The sequence below is a fragment of the Myxococcus sp. RHSTA-1-4 genome (assembly GCF_020037125.1).
Classification (GTDB): domain Bacteria; phylum Myxococcota; class Myxococcia; order Myxococcales; family Myxococcaceae; genus Myxococcus.
The window spans coordinates 1-18331 of the sequence record NZ_JAIQDG010000017.1 but is presented as its reverse complement, the minus strand read 5'-3'; the positions used below and the strand labels follow the sequence as shown (position 1 = coordinate 18331).

Genomic DNA, 18331 nt, shown 5'->3' with positions numbered 1-18331 from the left:
ATGGAACGGAACCCTCCCCCTGTCGCTACTTCGGCGCGGAGAAGGGCACGTCCAGCACGGGCCGCGTCTTCGCGTCCGGCAGGTCGTAGTGCCACCACTCCATGCGGTTGAGGGTGAAGCCCGCGCCCACCATCACCTCGCGCAGGATTTCGCGGTGCTTGCGCGAGGCCTCGGTGCCACCCTGGTAGCCGTGGTGCGCTTCCTTGCTGAAGGTGTCGAAGGCGGTGGGCATCTCCACCTCCTGTCCATCCAGCGTCACCAGCGTCAGGTCCACGGCCCCGCCCCGGTTGTGGTTGGAGCCCTTGCGCGGGTCCGCCACGTAGCCGGGCACCGGCATGATCTTCCACATCTCGTACTGCACCGCGCGCGGCCGGTAGCAGTCGTACACCTTCAGCCGGTAGCCCTTCGGGCGCAGCACGTCCGCCGCCTTCTTCAGCCGCGCGGCGGACTCCGGCAGCAGCAGGCAGCGCGCCGTGTCCGGGTACACCTTCATCTTCAGGAAGTTGTCCTCCGTCGCGTAGCGCAGGTCCTCCACCAGGTCCGGCACCACCGAGGTGGCCTCCACCAGGGACTTCGTGTGCTTCGCCTTCGCGGGCTTCGTCTCCCTCGCCTTCGGCGCCCCCGCGTCCTGGGCGAGCACCGTGCCGCTCGTGGACAGCCCCAGCGCCAGCGCCACCGCCGTCCAGTTCCGCGGCGTCATGCCCCCTCCACGTAGCGCGTGGGGTCCGGCACGCCGGCTTCCTGGAAGCCCTTCTTGCGCAGCAGGCAGCTGTCACACCGCCCACACGCGCGGCCCTGGGGGTCCGGGTCGTAGCAGGAGTGCGTCAGCCCATAGTCCACGCCGAGCTTCACGCCCTCGCGGATGATGTCCGCCTTCGCCAGGCCGGACAGCGGCGCGTGCACCGTGAAGCGCGCGCCCTCCACGCCGGCCTTGGTGGCCAGGTTCGCCATCGCCTCGAAGGAGCGGATGAACTCCGGCCGGCAGTCCGGATAGCCGCTGTAGTCCACCGCGTTGACGCCGATGTAGATGTCCGTGGCGCCCACCACCTCCGCCAGCCCCAGCGCCAGCGAGAGGAAGAGCGCGTTGCGCGCAGGCACGTACGTCACGGGAATCCCGTGGCTCATCTCATCCGCGGGCCGGTCCTTGGGCACCTCGATGTCCGCGGTGAGCGCCGAGCCGCCGACCTGCCTCAGGTCGATGCTCACGATGCGGAAGTCCTTCACGCCCATGGCCGAGGCCACCTTGCGCGCCTGCTCCAGCTCCACCGCGTGCCGCTGGCCATAGGCCACGGCGAGGCACACCGGCTCGAAGCCCTTCGCCTTCGCCATGGCCAGGCACGTCGTCGAATCCAGGCCGCCCGAAATCAACACCACCGCACGCTTCGCCATCAGTCCCTCCGCTCTCCCTGCACCGTATACGCCGTGGTGCAGGTGGTGGGCCGGCAATCGCAGTTGCGGGAGCCGGGCAGGAAGACGTCCGTCAGCGTGCCGCACGCCAGCGACACGTCGTAGCCGTTCTCCGTGGGGCCGGGCACCGAGCCGGAGGGGATGCCGCCGTCATGCTGGCGGCAGTCGCGGTTGAGGGTGCGCGCCTGGCTGTCGCTGAAGAGCATCACCTTCAGCGTCTCCTCAATCGACGAGTCCTCGCAGCCGGAGCCGCACGTGGCCCGGGGCGCGGTGGCGCGGAGGGTGGACGTGGCCGTCTGTCCCTCGTAGCCCGCGTCGCGCGAGTAGCCCTGCACCGTGAAGTAGCCGGTGCCCGCGTCGGTGTCGCGGGAGAAGGTGCCCTCGAAGCGGAAGACACCCGCGTCGTCCAGCTGCGCGAAGTCCGGCACGGAGGCGTCGCAGGTGGTCCGCGAGGGGTCCAGCCGGGCCTCGAAGCGGAAGGTGCCGAGGACCTGGTCACCCGGGTACACCGGGTCCGAGTAACAGGCCATGGCCGCGGCCACGGCCGCGGCGGGGAGGACGGCGAGGGCAAGGCGCTTCAGGTGCATGCGCCCGGAAAGCTACACGGCTATGCCCCGTCGAGCACGGAAAGGGCCACCGCCCGGAAGGTCCCACCCCGGGCGAGCACGAGTCCCACCTCCACCTGCGCCGGGTCACCACCGCGCACCTCTGAATCCAGCCGCGCCAGCACGCGCCCCGCCGCCAGCGACGCCGGGCATGCCCGGAAGGCCGCCACCGCGGCAGCCTCCAGCTCGGGCACCGGGCCGGGCCGCGCCAGCTTCACGCCGGCCTCGCCCAGCGCCACCGCCAGCGCGCACAGGTACCCCAGCTCCGCCGCGCCGAAGCACGACAGCGCGCCCGCGCCCAGCACCAGCTCCTCGGGGCTGGTGAGGTACGCCTCCACGCCACCCGCCGGGTCCACCACCACGCGCAGGCCGCCCGCGCCCAGCGACGCCAGCATCGGCCGCAGCGCGGCGGCCAGCCGGGGGAAGCGCTCCGCCGTCACGGGGACGGCGTTGGGAGGCACCGGGTGCTGGAAGCCGGAAGGCAGCGGCAGCGCGGAGAGGGGCGCCATGCGCGCCGCCGCGCTGCTGGAGTCCAGCGCCGCGGCGAGGCCGTCCGCGCGCTCCGCGGCCTCCACCCGGCCCAGCCCGCGCAGGGCCTCCGCGTAGAGCGTCCACCCGTCCACATCCAGGGGCTGTGCGCGCAGCAACTCCGGCCAGAGACGGACCGCGAGCGCCGCGCCCTCGGGCGCCGGGGAGAGCCGCTCGGCCGACAGCCGGAGGACCTCCGGAGACAGCACGCCCGCGTCGAAGAGCCGCTCGGCCAGCCGGGCCGCGGGCGACACGAGCTGCGCGTCCAGGTAGCCGCGGAGGATGGACTCCAGCACCGCGGGCTCGTCCGTGAGCCGCTCGCGCAGGCGCAGGGCCTCGCCGGTGAGGCCGCGCTCCTCCGCCAGCCGGACGCGGCGGGCCAGCCGCTCCTCCGTCTCCGGCAGCAGCTCCAGCTGCGCGGCGGCGTCCGCCACCATGCCCAGCGCCTCGTAGGCGTCCGCCAGCCGCTCGCGGTACGGGAGGCACGCCTCGGGCCCCTCCTCCACCGCCAGCCGCTCCGTCAGCGACACGAAGACGGCGGGCTCGGCGGCCACGTCCACCAGGGCCAGCAGGTTCCACAGCGCGGGCAGGTGGGCGCCGTCGTCCGCCAGGGCCTTCTCGAAGGCCTCGCGGGCCTCGTCCGGCCGGTCCAGCGGGCTCAGCAGCAGCTCGCCGCGCTCCTGGTGCAGGGCGGCGCGCTCGCGCGCGTCCTCCTCGGCGTCGATGAGCCGGGCCAGCGTCTGCGCCGCGGCGTCGAAGCGGCCCAGCGTGAACTCCAGGGACTGCCGCTCGCGCAGCAGGGCCTTGCGCCGGGCGGGCCAGCCGTCGGCCGCCATGGCCAGCGCCTCCACCCGCGCGGCGTCGGGCAGCGCGCGCACCTTCGCCAGCACCGCCTCGGCCAGCGCCTCCGGCAGCTTCGCCAGCGAGGGCAGCAACAGCGTGAGGCGGGCGGCGAAGCCGGCGTCCGGCGACAGCTCCTCCAGCGCGCGCAGGCGGGCGCGCACCGGCGCCTTCTCCGAGCGGAGCACCTCGTCCCGCAGCGCCACCGCGAAGGCGGCGTCACTGACAGAGGACAGGCCCGCCAGCTCCAGCAGCCCCTCCGTGTCGCCCTCCGCGCGCAGGCCGTCCGCCAGGGCGGAGGCGTGCGCGGGGTCCGCGTCCGGCAGCCCGGCCAGGGCCCACAGCGCCTCGCGGGTGCGGGCGGCATCTCCGGCCTGCGCGGCCATGGCCAGCGCGTCCGTGTAGTCGCCCGAGGCCATGGCGGGCGCGAAGCCCACGTCCAGCGCGCGGGCGAAGGCGCCCAGCCGGCCGAAGCGCTCCGCCAGCTCGGACGGAGGCAGCATGTCCGGCGCCTCGGTGGCGATGCGCTCGATGACCTCCAGCGCCTCGCCGTGCTCGCCGGCCTTCTCCCACAGGCCCGCCGCCTCCAGCAGCAGCGGCGGCCGCTCCTCCGGCGCCGCGAGCCGGGCCGCCTGGAGCAGCGCCCGCGCCGCGTTGGGCGCCTCGCCCGAGGCCCGGTACAGGTGAGCCACGCGCAGCGCGGCGTCCACGTCCGGCTCCACCGCCGCCGCGGCCTTCGCCGCCTTCAGCGCGTCCGGCAGCCGGCCGGCGGACTCGAAGGCCCGCGCCGCGGCCATCAGCAGCACCTGGCGCTCCCGGCCGGACACCAGCTCCGCGCGCGCCACCTGCACCTCGGCCCGGCGTCCGGGCTCGTCGCCCAGCAGCTTCTCCAGCGCCTCCAGCGCGTCCGCGTAGCCGGCGCCCGAAGCGCCGCGTGCAACCACCGACTCCAGCGCCTCGCGGGCCGCGTCCCGCCGGCCGGCGGCGCGGGCGAGCGAGGCCTGCTCCAGCCGCAGCACGGCCGCCTCGTCCGCGTCCTCCACGCGAGGCACCAGGCGCTCCAGCGCCTCCAGCAGCCGCGCGGACTCGCCACGCTTGCGCAGGCCGTCCACCAGCGCCCGGAGGGCCGTGAGGTTGTCCGGAGCGGCCTCGGCCGCGCGCTGGGTGAGGGCCCAGGCCTCGTCCTCGTCGGCCAGCGACTCGGAGGCGACGGAGGCGGCGGCCAGCAGCAGCTCCGCGGCACGCTGGCCTCCCGCTGCCTCGGCGCCGGACGCGTACACGTCCAGCAGGTCCCCGTGGCGGCCGAGGGCGCGCAGGCCCGCCACCGCGCGGTCGATGACGGCGGCGTCCGCGGGCCGCAGCCGCGCCAGGGGCAGCAGCGCGTCGATGGCGTCCCTCGGGTCGTCGAAGAGGTCCGCCGCGCGGCGATAGAGCACCTCGGCCGTGGCGGTGTCCTCCGCCCGGCGCGCGAGCTGGAGCGAGGCCCTGTAGAGGCCCGGCGCGTTGCCCGTGCGCGAGTGGGCCTCCGCCAGCAGCGACAGCGCCTCGCGGCCGCGCTCGCCCTCCGGCTCCAGCGCCACCACCGCCTCGAAGGCATCCGCCGCGTCGTGGAACGCGCCCGCGCTCAGCGAGGCGTGGCCCAGCCGCAGCCACGTGCGCGCGCGCACCGGCACCGGCAGCGCGTCTCCGCCCACGTCCAGCAGGCGGCGGTCATACGGGCGCGCGGCGATGGGGCCACCGCCCTTCGCGGCCAGCTCCGCGCGCGCGGACAGCGCCTCCACGTCGTCGTTCCCCGCGCGGGCGAGGTACTCGTCGAAGGCCTCGGCGGCCAGCAGCGCCTCGCCCGCCTCCAGCAGCGTGTTCGCTCGCTCGCGCAGCAGCGGCAGCGCCAGGGGTGCGGGCAGGGCCGCGGCGCGCTGGGCCAGCAGCTCCGCCAGCCGGCGCACGTCTCCGGCCGCGCGCTCGCGCACGCGCTCGAAGGCCTCTTCACTCGCGGGGCTCAGCTCGAAGGCCTGGTCCTCGCACAGGAGCGCGCGCTCGCGGGCACCGGCGGCGCGGAAGGCGCGGGCGGCGGCGAGGTAGCTCTCCGCGGCCTCGGCGGCCTCCTGGCGCTGGGCCCGGCGCAGCATCAGCTCGGCGAGCGACTGGTGGTCCTCCGTCTCCTCCAGGAAGGCGAGGTGGCGGGTGTAGATGGGCTCGCGGAACGGGTCCGCCTCCAGCAGCACCGCGTCGAACTCGGCGGCGTCCGCGTGGCGCTTCACCTCGTGCAGCAACTCCGCCGCCTGGGCCGTCAGCTCCAGGTCGTCCGGGCGCGCGGCGCGGGCGGCGATGAACGCGGCGGCGGCGGCGTCCGGACGCCCCGCCCTGTCGCGGTACAGCACGGCGGCGCGCTGGAGCAGCGCCGCGCGGCGCTCCGCGTCCGCCTCGCCTTCCGCGCACTCCTCGTACCAGGCCGCCAGCTCCGCCAGGCGTCCGTCGTCTTCCAGCAGCCGCGCCAGCAGCGCCTCGGCTTCCTCCAGCGTGCGGTCCGCGCGCAGCGCCTCGCGCAGGAAGCCTTCCGCCTTCGCCACGTCCGCCAGCGCGCCCAGGTGCAGCCGCGCCAGCCGCAGCCGCAGCGTCGCGGCCTCCCTCGCGTCCTCCAGCAGCGGCAGCGCGCGCTCCAGCCAGCGCGCCTCGGCCTCGGCGTCGTCGCGCCGCTCGGCCAGCCCCGCGCCCAGCCGCGCAGTGCCCAGGTCCGCCGCGAGTCCGAAGGCCCGCTCCAGCGCGGCCTCCGACGCGGCCGGGTCCAGCTTCACGTCGCGCAGCAGCTCCGCGCGATGGCGCTCGCACGCGGCGGCCTCGGCGGCCTGCCCACGCGCTTCCAGCACGTCCCGCGCGTCCGCCAGCGCCCGCAGCGCGTCGTCCGCGCGGCCGGTGTCCTCCGCGAGCCGGGCCTCTTCCCGCCACGCGGCGAGCGCCGCGGCCTCATCCCCGGCCTGGAGGCTGAGGGTGGCCACCTGGCGCAGCTCGGACAGCAGCTCCAGCGAGCGCCCCGTCTCGCGGTAGAGGGCGGCGAGCCGGCGCCTCAGCGGCAGCGGCTCCTTCGCCATCTCCGCCGCGCGCGACAGCAGCGAGGCCGCGACGCCCGCGTCCGCCAGCGCCGCGCGGGCCCGCTCCGCCAGCGCGACGAGCCGCGGCACCGTGTCCTCGGACGGCGGCAGCGCGCGGGCGTACGCGACGAGCACGTCGAAGGCACCGCGCGGCTCGTCCTTCTCCAGCAGCGCGGCGAGCCGCTGCACCGCGGGCTCGCACAGGGGCCGCTCGGAGAGCAGCTTCCGGTACGCGGCCACCGCGCGCTTCGTCTCTCCGGCCTGTTCGGCCAGCTCGCCCAGCCGCAGCCACGTGGCCTCGGCGGCGTCCGGCGCGGCGCGGAAGTCCGCCTCGGCCGCGAGCGTGTCCTGGAGCGGCAGCGCCTCCAGCACCGCGCCGCGCAGGTAGAGCAGCTCCGCCAGCGACGCCAGCTCCGCGCCCCGCGCGGGCACCAGCGCGTGGGCCTTGCGCGCCAGCTTCAGCGCGCGGTCCAAGTCCTGCGCGCCCCGCGCGTAGCCCGCGCCCTCGCGCAGCAGCGCGGCGGCCTCCTGGGCGGAGGCGCTCTCGGCGGCGGTCTCCATCAGCGCCGCGGCCTCGCGCAGCTCGCCCCGGCCGGCCACCAGCGACACCAGCCGGCGGCGCACCACCGCGTCGGACGGCGACAGGCGCAGGGCCTGCCGCAGCGCGGCCTCGGCGGGGACGGGCTGGTCCAGGCGGTCCAGGTAGAGGTCCGCCAGCTCCGCGTACATCGCGGTGGCCTCGGCGGGCGGCGTGTGCGGCGCCTCGGCGGCGAGCAGCTCCGCCAGGGCGGCCCAGTCCTCCTGGGCGCGCAGCACGCGCTGGAGGGCGGCGGTGGCCTGGGCGTGGCGCGGCGCCAGGGCGAGCGCGGCCTCCAGGCTCTGCCCCGCATCCTTTATATGTCCGCGCGCCTCGAGCAGCGTGGCGCGCGCCAGCAGCGCCTCCACGCGGCGGGGCGACGGCCCCTGGCGGGCGGCCTCGGCGAGCGCGGCAGCCTCCTCGTCCGGCTGCCCGTCCCGGTGGGCCAGCTCGGCCAGGGCGAAGAAGGCGTCGCAGCGCTCGGCGGCGGGCGGCTCCAGGGCGATGGCGGCGCGCAGGGCCTCGCGAGCGGGCACGCGCGCGTCCTTCTCCATCAGCGTGGCGGCCAGGGCCAGCAGGCGCTCGCGGGCGCGCGTGGAGAGGTTGGCGTCAGCGGCGACGGCGCTGCGCCACACCTCCAGCTCGGCGGCCTCGTCGCCCGACTCGCGGGCCAGCTCCGCCAGCGCGAGCAGCAGCGGCGCGGGACGGCGGGACAGCTTCGCGGCCTCGGAGAAATCATCACGCGCGGGCGCCACGCGGCCGGCGGCGCGGTGGAGCACGGCGCGGCGGGCGAGCAGCTCCGCCCGGGCCTCGCCCGACGCGGCGGCCACGAGGGTGCCCAGCAGCTCCAGCCGCTCGGACTCCTCCTCCGGAGTGCCCGTGCCCGGCGGGGGCAGCAAATCCAGCAGCGACTGCGCCGCCCACGTGTCGTGGGGCTCCTCCAGCCGAAGGCTGCGCAGCGAGTCCACCGCGGCGGTGGCGCGGCCCAGGGCCAGCGACAGCTCCGCCAGCTCGCGGCGGGCGGCGCGGCGGGGCTCGCCGGACAGGCGCGGCCACAGCTCCACCAGCAGGTCCGCCAGGGCCTCGCGGGCGCCGGCCTTGCGATGCAGCGCGGCCAGTTCCTGCCGGGAGTCCAGGTCCTCCGGCGCGCGGGCGCAGTACTCGGCCAGCAGGCGGCGCGCGGCGTCCGTGCGGCCCGCGCGCACCGCGGCGGTGGCGGCCTTGCGCGTGAGGGCAATGCGCTCGGCCTCGCGCGGGGCGTCCGCGTCCACCGGCGGCAGCGCCAGCACGGCCTCGAAGTCCTCCAGCGCGGCGCGGGCGTCCGTGGGCAGGCGCAGCTCGCCCCGGCGCTGGCGCGCGGGAGCGAAGGAAGCGTCACGCTCCAGCGCCTCGGCGAGGAAGGCCTCCTCGCGGCTCGTCCCCGCCGCCAGCAGCGAGGCGCGGTAGAGCAGCTTCGCCCCTGCGCGCGCGTCCGGCACCAGCGCGGCGCGGCGCGCGTACAGCCGGGCGGCCTCCAGCTTCTCGCCGCGCTCCAGCTCCAGTTCGGCCAGCGACTCCAGCACCTCGGCGGCCAGCGGGCCCTGCGGGCTGGCCTCCAGGGCCGCCGTCAGGCGCAGCAGCGCGGAGGCCTTCTCGCCGCGCTCCAGCAGCGCGCGGGCGCTCTGGAGGAAGAGGGGCGCGGCTTCTTCCGCGCGGTCCGCGCCCATCAGCGCCTGGGCGCGGTTGGCCCACAGCTCGGCCAGGGCCTGCGTCTCGCCGGCCTCCGTGTAGAGGGCCTCCAGGCGCGCGGCCAGCGCATCGTCCAGCCGGCGCAGCGGGAAGGCCTGCGCGTAGGCGGCGATGGCGCCCTCGCGGTCGCCCAGCATCTCGCACGCGCGGCCCAGCCGGGCACGCACGTCCGCCAGCTTCTCCGGCGCCGCCGTGCGGGGCAGCGTGGACAGCAGCGCCTCCAGCGCGCGCCGGGCGTGCTCGGGGCGCTCGCAGCGCAGCGACAGGTCCGCGAGGTCCAGCAGCACGGCGGCGTCCGGCGCCAGCCTCGCGGCCTTCTCCAGCGCCACCAGCGCGTCGCCCACGCGGCCCAGGCGGGCCTCCAGCACTCCGGCCAGCTCGCGCAGCGCCGCGGCGGCGAGCCGCTTGTCGCCCTGCGTCTCCGCCACCCGCGCGCGCACCTCCAGCGCCGAGGCCAGCCCCGCCATGTCCGCGCGCTTGCGCTGCAAGGCGCACAGCTCGCCCAGGGCGGGCAAATCGTCCGGCTCCGCGCGCAGCACCTCCTGGAGGGCGTGCACCGCGAGGTCCAGGTCGAAGGCCAGGTCGCGCGCGGCCACCGCGAGGCGGCGGTACTTCTGCGCGCGGTCCTTGACCTCCTCGGCCAGCCGCGCCAGCGAGGACAGGCACCGCGTCAGGAGCGGCCCGTCGCGCCGCGCCTCGGCCAGCGCCAGCAGCGACTCCAGCGCGGGCCGGTGGTCGCCGTCCGCCTCCAGCGCGAGCAACAGCAGGCGCTCGGCCTTCTCCGGCGCCTGCAGCTTGCCTCGGTACAGCTCACCGGCCTCCGCCCACAGGGTGGCGCGCTTGCCGGGCTCCTCCTGGAGGGCGGCGGCCTTCTCCAGCGCCTCGGCCAGCTCCTGCCCGCGGCCGGTGACGCGGAAGTACGGAATCAGCTCCTCGAGCGCCACCGCGTCGCGCGGGTCCAGCGCCAGCGCGGCCTCCAGGTGCTCGCGGGCGCGCGCCGGGTCTCCCAGCCGCGTGCGGTACAGGCGCGCCAGCGCGTGGTGGCTGGCGTGCGCGGCATGGCGCACCCCTTCCGAGCGCGGCGCGGGCCCCGCCAGCTCCAGCGCCTGCTGGTAGCCGGCGAGCGCCTCCTGCAGGCGCCCCAGCGACTCCGCCACGCGCGCGGCGGCGAACAGCGGCTCCGGCTCGCCGGGCAGCAGCGACACCGCCTCGCGGTAGCGCAACAGCGCGTTGTCCGGCTGCTTCAGGCCCTCTTCCCACACGCGGCCGGCCAGCAGGTCCGCATGGCCCACCCGGTCCAGCTCGTGCCGGGCCATGGAGACTTCGCGCAGGCGGTCCAGCGCCTTCATCGCGCGCAGGTGCTCACCACCTCGGTGGCACAGCTCGCCCAGGAGCAGCAGCGCGTCCGGGTGGTCCGGGGCCAGCCGCAGCGCGGCCTCGCAGTGCAGCCGTGCGCCGGCGACGTCGTCCTCCGTCTGAGCGCACAGCCGGGCGAGGTGCACGTGCGCGTCCGCGGCCTCGGCCGGGTCGCGAGCCAGCGCCGCCAGCCGGCGGTAGGCCCGCACCGCGCCGGCCCTGTCACGGGCCTGGTCGGAGGCACGCGCCAGCGCCTTGAGGGACGGCAGGTGGTCCGGCTTGAGGCCCAGCAGTTCGTGAAGCGCCTTCACCGCCACCTGGGGCGCGGTATCGCGCGAGCAGCGGGCGGCGGCCTCGGCGGCGTAGAAGGCCGCGGCCTCCTCCGAGGTGCGGCGGGCCAGCGCGCACAGCGCGAGGTAGCGCTCGGCGGCGCGGGCACCCTCACCGCGGCGCTCGCGCACCACGGCCTCGCCCCAGAGGGCGGCGGGGCTGCGGTCCCTGCGGCGCTGGAGGGTGGCCGCCACGTCCAGCGCGAGGTCGTGCGCCTGCGGGTCCGCCACGAGCAGCGACAGCAGGCGCTCGGCGGCGAAGGGGTGCGCGTCCTGCGCGTCCCCGGCCTGGAGGTACGCCTGGCGCGCGTCGGCGAGCCGGCCCTGGGCGACGAGGTTCTCCGCGTCCGCGAAGGCGCGAGCGCCCTCCAGCGCGAGCATCAGCTCCTCGTCCGGCGCGGCCGGCGGAGGCAGGCCCCCGGCGGCGAAGCGCAGACGCAGGCCGGTGCTGGACACCTCCGCCGCGGACAGGCGCGCGGTGTCCAGCGAGGGCATCTTGTACCCACGGCTCACCGCCGCGAGCTGGCACAGCGCCGGCAGCACGCGCGTGGAGAAGCCGGTGGCGCCGCGCACCTCCACGTCCGGCACCAGCCCCAGCGCGCCCACGGCGGTGGCCAGCAGCCCCGGCACCTGCACGGAGGGTGTGGAGGAGAAGCCGTACAGGCGCACGTCGTAGAGATAGACGGCGAGCCGCTCCCCGTCCGCGTCGAAGGCCACCTTGAAGGTGAAGGGCGTGCGCTCCGGTGCGGGGAGGCGGCCCTGACCTTCCAGGTACCCGGGGCGGAAGTGCAGCCGCAGCTCCTCGATGCCGGCCAGCCGCCCGGCCAGCTCCGCCACCTTGCGCGTCACCAGGTCGGCGTCGACGGACAGCTCCAGGAAGCCGAAGTGCAGCTTCTTGCGCTGGTAGCGCGTGGCGCCGGCGCTGACGTTGAAGGGGAAGCTGACGTCCGGAATCTGGAGCGCGAAGTCGGAGATGCGCAGGCCCGGCAGCACCTCCAACGCCGGAAAGCCCACGAAGGCCCTGCGGTCCAGCAGGCGCAGCTCGGGGGCGGCGGCGCGCGTTTCCTGCGCCGCGGCGGGCTTGGAAGAGTCGCTGTCGGTAGCCATCGCGGAGAGCGCGAAGGTACCACGCCCTCCAAGCCCTCGAAATTTCTGACAATCCCCCCGCTTGTGGAGCAGGCAACGAGGCGTGATGGCACCTGCAAGACGCAGTGCAGGAACGACATGCGCCCTGCCCTGGAGTCGGACTATATGCGTGGGACGTGTTGGCCCCCGACTCCCTCGTCCTCGAAGGTCGCTTCCGGGTTCTCCGTCCCCTGGGCTCGGGCGGTATGGGCGAGGTGTACCTGGGGGAGCAGGTCTCCCTGGGGCGCAAGGTGGCCATCAAGGTCCTGCACCAGGACCTGCACGCGCAGGCCGGCATGGCCGAGCGCTTCAAGCGGGAGGCCCGCCTCCTGTCCGCCGTGGAGCACCCGTCGGTGGTGCACATCGTCGACTTCGGCGAGTCCGGGGACCACGCCTGCCTCGTCATGGAGTTCGTGGAGGGGCAGAGCCTCTACGACGTGCTCCTCCCCGGCCCCATGCCGCCGGGCCGCGCGCTGCCGTTGCTGCAGCAACTGGCGGAGGGGTTGGCCGCCATCCACGACAAGGGCATCATCCACCGGGACCTGAAGCCGGAGAACGTCTTCATCGCCCCGGGCGCGAGGGGCGAGCAGGCGCGGCTCCTGGACTTCGGCATCGCCCGGCTGGTGGAGCCCGAGGCCGGTAGCGCCGTCAGCCAGGTGGGCGTGGTGCTGGGCACGCCGGAGTACCTGTCCCCGGAGCAGGCGGTGGGCGCGAAGGTGGACACGCGCAGCGACCTGTACTCCTTCGGCGTGCTGATGTACCGCGTGCTGGCCGGGCGGCTGCCCTTCGACGGGCCCTCGCCGCGCCACTTCCTGGCGCAGCACGCCTCACACGCGCCGCTGCCGCTGGACCGGGCGGCGCCCTCGCTGTCGCGCTACGTCGGCCTGCTGTCGCTGGTGATGCGCCTGCTGGAGAAGGACCCGGCGAAGCGGCCGCAGAGCGCGCACGAACTGGCGGATGCGCTGGCCGCGGCGCACTCGGCCCTCTCCGCCTTCACGCCCGGCCTCGGTACGCCCGTCTACGTGCCGCAGCCGGGCACGCCCTCCTCGGGTACCGCCGTCTTCGCTGGAGGAGAGGGTGCACCGGCGGCCGCGGGGCCGAGCGGAACCGCCGTGTTCGCGGGGGGCGCTCCGGCGACGGCGCCCGCGCAGGGCAGTGGCACGGCGGCCTTTGGCGTGGGCGGTGCGTACGGGACGGGCCCGGCCGGCTCCGGACCGATGCCCGTGGCGATGCGCACGGGGACGGCGGTCTTCGGGACGCGGCAGTCCGGCGGCGTGGCCTCGGTGGCGGGCGGCGCGCCGGTGGTGAAGCCGCAGAACCTGACGGTGATGCTCACGGACATCCGGGGCTTCACCGAGCGCACCAGCCGGCAGACGCACGAAGAGAACGCGCGGATGCTGGAGACGCATGACCGGCTGCTCATGCCCCTGGTGAAGGAGCACGAGGGCCGGTTGATTCAGAAGCGCGGGGACGCGCTGCTGGTGGTGTTCCGCTCCCCCACCGCGGGCGTGCTGTGCGGCATGGCCATGCAGGACCGGCTGTGGCGCCACAACCAGACGGTGCCGCCGGAGGAGCAGCTCCACGTGCGGGTGTGCCTGCACGCGGGCGAGGTGCTCGTCACGGCGGACACGGTGCTGGGCGAGCCCATGGAGGTGGTGGAGTCGGTGGAGCACGTGGCCGCCGCGGACGAAGTCACCTTCACCGAGGCGGTGAACCTGGCGCGCAACCGCGCGGAGGCCACGGCCGAGCCGTGCGGCACCATCACCCTGCCCGGCCGCGAGGAGCAGCTCCAGCTCTACCGCTGCCAGCGCGCGGCGGAGGGCCCGCCCTTTGGCGACCGCTTCAATCCTCCCAACGGCGTGGGCGCGAAGCTGGGGCCGCTGCTGAGCCGGGTGAAGGGAGCGCTCTCTGCCGCCGGCACGGGCACGGCGGCCCTCTCCGCGAAGGAGCGGTTGCGCGACAGCACGCGACTCGTGAAGGAGCGGCTGCCCGAGTGGGGGGCGGCACTGCGCAGGGAGCCGCGCCGGCTGGCGATGCTCGTGGGCGCCGTGGCGGTGCTGGGCGGGGGCGTGACGTGGTGGGTGTCGCTGAATGCCCCGGGCGCGCGAATCCTGGCGTTGCTGGAAGAGGGCCAGAAGGACGAAGCCCTGGCGCGGCTGAAGAAGGTCCCCGACGACGAGCAGAAGGAGCCCTCCATCCGGCGGGCCCGCGCGGCGGTGCTCCATGCGTACGGGGAGCACGACAAGGAGCACTCACAGCTCCAGGCGCTGGATGAGGACGGGCGCGCGGACGTGGAAGACCTGGTGCTCGACGGGCTGGCCGAGGACTTCGGGAACGACGAAGGCGACTCGGGCCTGCGGAAGGTGCTGGGCAGCCTCCCCAGGCAGCGGGTCCTCGGGTACTTCGAGGACCTGGCGGAGGAGGAAGCCTCCCCGCGCCAGTGGGGCGCGTTGCGCTACCTGGAGTTCGCCAAGGCCGCGGACGGCGTGGACCTGGTGGACGCCTACGAGACGGCGCTGGAGTCGAAGAACTGCGAGGTCCGGCGGCAGGCGGCGCGCCGGCTGGCGGCCCTGGGCGACACGGATGCCATCGGCGCGCTCACCCGGCTGACGGAGCAGCCGCGCGAGAAGGGCGGCCTCTTCAGCAATGGGGACTGCGGCCATGACGAGGCCGCCGCCGCCATCAAGAAGCTCAAGAAGAAGGGCGACTGATGGCGGCGGCCCGTCTCCGGGCTCATCAAGGAGTGACGTGACGCCCGAAGCGCGATGGCGCCTCGGGAGTCACCTCGGAACGGCGTTCTTCGCTTTCTCGCAGTCCAGCTTCGACACCTTCCCGAAGCACCTGGCGACTTCCACTGTCCCTCGCTCCACGTGGGAGGTGGTAGAGCCGTGGCAGGACGGCTGGATGCGCTCGCGGAGGGCCCCCGCCTGCCGCCAGTACTCGGACCTCAAACCCTCCCCCCACTCCGGACGGGTGGAGGTTTGAAGCGAGCCCCCCTGCTCTGGCACGACAATGGTGTATTTGCCCTCCTCCAGAGGCAATGGGGGTGCCCCGGCGACCTGGAACTCCATCCAGACACATCCATTGAATCGCTCGGGGACCACCCACCGCAGGCCCGGCTGCCTCTCGACACAGGCAAGAAGCAGCACCATCAGCCACGAGACTCGGAGCCGGGCCACGACACCCTCCTCACATGTTGCACTTCCTCCGGCACAGCCGGTTCCCGTAGCCAACGTACTCCTGGCAATCGCGGAAGCCCACCGAGTAGTAGCCCAGGTTCGACTCGTCCTTTCCAAACTCGTACATACAAGACTCGTAGCACGCGTTCGTATCGGGGACTGCATCGCACCGCTGCGGATTGAACTCATCCGTCGACGGGGCCCCAGGAGCGAAGGGCTTCTCGCCCACGGAGCTCTTTCCAAAGCACTCGAGCTTCCCGGTGGGACCCGTCACACAAAAATACTCGTGATAGAGGTCATTGAGGGGACTGGACAGCAACGGATTCATGAACGAGAGCCAGTCGTAGCTCCTCCGCGAACTCGGCGAGCTCCCTCCACCCAAACCGCGCAATGCATCCAGCGGCTTCATGCACCGATACGCATCAAGCCCGGTTGGGTCCTTGAGAGACAGGGGGTTGTTCGTCGCATACGCATAGGTGGGGAGCGACTGTCCCAGCATTGCGTAGCCCAGATGGCTCTGAGGCGCAGCGGCGATGGGCTCCGGCTGCAGGAACCTGCCAAGACTCGAATCGTAGTAGCGCGCGCGGAAGTAGAACAGGCCGGTGCCGTCGTCCTCGCGCCCCGTGAACGTCTGTGTGTTCCCCGCGGCGTTGCCCGTCTGCGCCGACGCACCGTAGGGCTCGTAGGTATACTCGGCCGCGACCGCCCCCGTTCCATCGGAGAGCGCGACTGTTGAGCCCAACGCGTCGGTGAGGAAGTCCCGCGAGCCCGTGGGGGTCACGCGGCTGTACACCTCATCCATGCCAAGACCGGTGAGGAGGCTGGTCGTCACACCACCGCTCTGCTCCTGGATGAAGTTGGCGCCGCTGTAGAGATAGGCCGTCGAGATACCCGAGACAGTCTTGTTCAGGCGCCGTCCCGTGGGCTCGTAACCGAACTCCGCGAGGAGTCCGGAGCTGGTGCTCAGCTCGGCCAGTTGATTACGGGAGTCCCAGGTGTACGTCTTGAGCCCATCCGACGTGACATTTCCATTCGCGTCATGGGTAAAGGCGCGCCCCTGCCAGGTCAACAACTGGCTCGCCGCGTCGTAGGACGCCCCCGACATCGCAGCGGGAAGCCCGGTACGTGCAAAGGTCCCACCGATGGAGATGCGGTTGTCAGCGACGTCGTACCCATAGGTGAGGTTCCCTATCTGGGTCTCACCACTCATGTACTCGATGCGCTCAACCCTGCCAACCACGTCATAGAAGTAGTGCTGGGACAGCCCTCCCGGGAGCACGGTGGACGCGCGCCGGCCCGCGGCATCGTAGGTGAATGACACCGTGCGGCCTCCCTGGGTGATGCTCGTCATCCGGTCCGCCGCATCGTACCCGTAGGTAATCTGCGCCTGCCCGGTGGCCGAGAGGCTCGTCAGCCGGCCAACGGAATCGTAGGTATAGGTCACGATTCCATTGGGAGCATTCTCCTCCAGAACCCGGTCGAAGCCGTCATACACGCGAGTGACGACGGGTCCCAGACTGTCCTCGGCGCGGACCACGCGCCCGACAGCGTCGTATTCGTAGGCGATGCTATTGGTGTACGCCTCGGGACTTGTCGCGGTCGCACCAAAGCCCACCAGCACGATTCGTCCCGCGGAATCGTAGCTCCTGCCAGTCACCTGCCCCTTCCGGTCCTTGAAGGACTTCAACCGCCCCGCCGTGTCGTAGCTGAAGACCTCCCTGCGCCCCATGGGGTCCACCCGCTCGGCAACCAACCCCATGTTGTTGTGGGCATAGCTCGTCTCCTCTCCCCGAGGCCCCTTGATAAGGGTGACACGGCCCGTCTTGTCGTACTGGAAGGTCGCGGAGTGGCCGAGCGGGTTGGTGTGTTTGATGAGCCGGTCCCGCGCATCATACTCGTATCGGTCCACCTGACCACCGGGACTCCGGCGGCTGATCATTCGCCCAAGCGCATCGCGGGCGAACTGTGTCGTGCGATTGCTTGCATCCGTTACCGCGATGAGGTCAGCCCCCTCGTAGGTGTACGTCAGCGACTCGTCCGGGCCCACACGCACCGAGAGCAACCGCCCCTGCGAGTCGTACGTGTAGTCGACACGCCGGCCGGTGGCATCCTCGTACATCGAGAGCTGGCCGCGCTCGTCATAATGGAAGACACTCCTGTGACCGAGCGAGTCCTCCATGCTGGCAATCTGGCTTTGTGCCGTGTACGTGTAGTCCGTCGAAACGGCATTGGCCGTACCGGCCAGGCTTGTCACCCGCGTAATCTTGCCACGCGCGTCATAGGTATACTCGGTGCGCCGGCCCAACGAGTCCGTCCTTGCCATGAGGCGGCCGTTGGACGGCGACAGCTCGAAGGTCGTCACCCGCTGCTCGGGCGTGCCCAGGGGATAGATGTCCTGGACGATGGAGCCCGAGTTGAAGACCACCCGCCGCACCTGGCCCGAGCGGTCCTTCACGTCCGTGCTGATGACCTGCTCGCCATCCCGCACGTTGCAGGCTCCGTTGGGGAAGCACTGGACGTCGGCCACCACCGAGTACGTGAACTCGAAGGTGCTGCCGTCCGCGAGCGTCTGCTTCGACACTCGGCCCTTGGCGCCGTACTCGTTGCTGACGACGAGCCGGTTCTCCTCGTCGGTAATCGTCTCGAGGTAGTTGGACGCGTTGTAGGTGTACTTGCGCGTGCCGCCCGCCGCGTCCGTCACCTGAAGCAGGCGCCCAGCGGTGTCGTACGTGTACGTGACGATACGGCCACCGCTGTCCTTGGCCTGCGTGGCCACGGAGTTGGTGCCAATGGTGAACTCCACCCAGCGCCCGGACGGCCCGTCGATGCGGGTGATGGGGCCCGAAGTCCCGCTCTGGCGGGTGATGGTCAGCACGTTGCCGAAGCGGTCCGCCACCTCGGCCAGCCGGTGCGCATGGTTGAATGACCAGCGGCGCCCGTCGCGGAACGTCAGGTCCCAGCCCGACAGCCGCGCGTTGAAGGTGATGCGCGAGCCTGACCACGGGCCCGGATACGTCGTCTCGAATACCGCCTCCGGGTAGTTCGTGCCCGGAGAGGTGCGGTCATAGCGGACGCGCGTACCGTCGGGATTGACCAGCTCGTACTGCGTAAAGCCGGTCGTGGGCCTCCAGAGGAACTGCTCGTAGTTGAACGTCATGCCGACGCCGAACTGCCGCCGCGTGAGGTCCAGGGAGCGGTAGGTGCGCTCCACCCGGATGGGGACGATGTCCGAAACGGAGAGGTCCACATCCATGGTGATGAGCTGACCGGAAGCGAGCATGACGGGGTCTCCGCCCGTCGAACTGCCTGGCTCGCCCGCCGACCCGCCGCCGCAGTCACCGCCACCACCACCGCCGCCGCCGCCACCACCGCCGCCGCCACCACCGCCGCCACCACCGCCGCCACCCGAGCAGCACTCCGAGTTGCACGGAGGGCCCGGAGGAGGAGGCGGAGCATCGGGGTTGCTGAAGCCAGCGCCCACGAAGCCGTAGAGCGCCACGCCCTCATCCGGAATCACCTGGCGGCCATCGGCGCTGATGCTGCCCAGCCCGTACGCGTGCCAGCCACT

7 protein-coding genes are annotated in these 18331 nt (G+C 73.6%); 1 reads left to right on the top strand and 6 read right to left on the bottom strand.

Annotated elements, in window-relative coordinates; all coding sequences use genetic code 11:
• Window positions 1–25 precede the first annotated feature (25 nt).
• From ddpX to K8638_RS22700, 4 genes are read right to left on the bottom strand one after another with little or no spacing between them, the layout of a single operon-like run.
• Window positions 26–700: a D-alanyl-D-alanine dipeptidase gene (gene ddpX / locus K8638_RS22715; protein WP_223756686.1), complete on the bottom strand. Its 675-nt coding sequence runs from the start codon at window positions 698–700 to the stop codon at window positions 26–28.
• Entirely contained in the window at window positions 697–1389 is a 693-nt protein-coding gene (queC, locus tag K8638_RS22710) for a 7-cyano-7-deazaguanine synthase QueC (protein WP_223756685.1), read from the bottom strand. The genes ddpX and queC overlap by 4 nt, the downstream gene beginning before the upstream one ends.
• Window positions 1389–1994 carry a hypothetical protein gene (locus K8638_RS22705; RefSeq protein ID WP_223756684.1) on the bottom strand — a complete coding sequence of 202 codons (606 nt, stop codon included), beginning with the start codon at window positions 1992–1994 and terminating at the stop codon, window positions 1389–1391. The genes queC and K8638_RS22705 overlap by 1 nt, the downstream gene beginning before the upstream one ends.
• A 20-nt stretch (window positions 1995–2014) precedes the next feature.
• On the bottom strand, window positions 2015–11566 hold the full coding sequence (locus K8638_RS22700; protein ID WP_223756683.1) for a flagellar hook-length control protein FliK: 9552 nt from the start codon (window positions 11564–11566) through the stop codon (window positions 2015–2017).
• Between the two features lie 155 nt (window positions 11567–11721).
• On the opposite strand from K8638_RS22700, the gene K8638_RS22695 reads away from it, so the two are divergent.
• Window positions 11722–14295, top strand: a complete 2574-nt coding sequence (locus tag K8638_RS22695; protein ID WP_223756682.1) for a protein kinase — start codon at window positions 11722–11724, stop codon at window positions 14293–14295.
• A 69-nt stretch (window positions 14296–14364) separates the two neighbouring features.
• On the opposite strand, the gene K8638_RS22690 is transcribed toward K8638_RS22695, so the two are convergent.
• Together K8638_RS22690 and K8638_RS22685 are read right to left on the bottom strand one after the other, a co-directional pair.
• On the bottom strand, window positions 14365–14763 hold the full coding sequence (locus tag K8638_RS22690) for a hypothetical protein (protein ID WP_223756681.1): 399 nt from the start codon (window positions 14761–14763) through the stop codon (window positions 14365–14367).
• 10 nt (window positions 14764–14773) lie between these two features.
• Window positions 14774–18331, bottom strand: a 3558-nt coding sequence (locus K8638_RS22685; RefSeq protein ID WP_223756680.1) for an RHS repeat-associated core domain-containing protein, incomplete at its 5' end; no start/stop codon positions are given.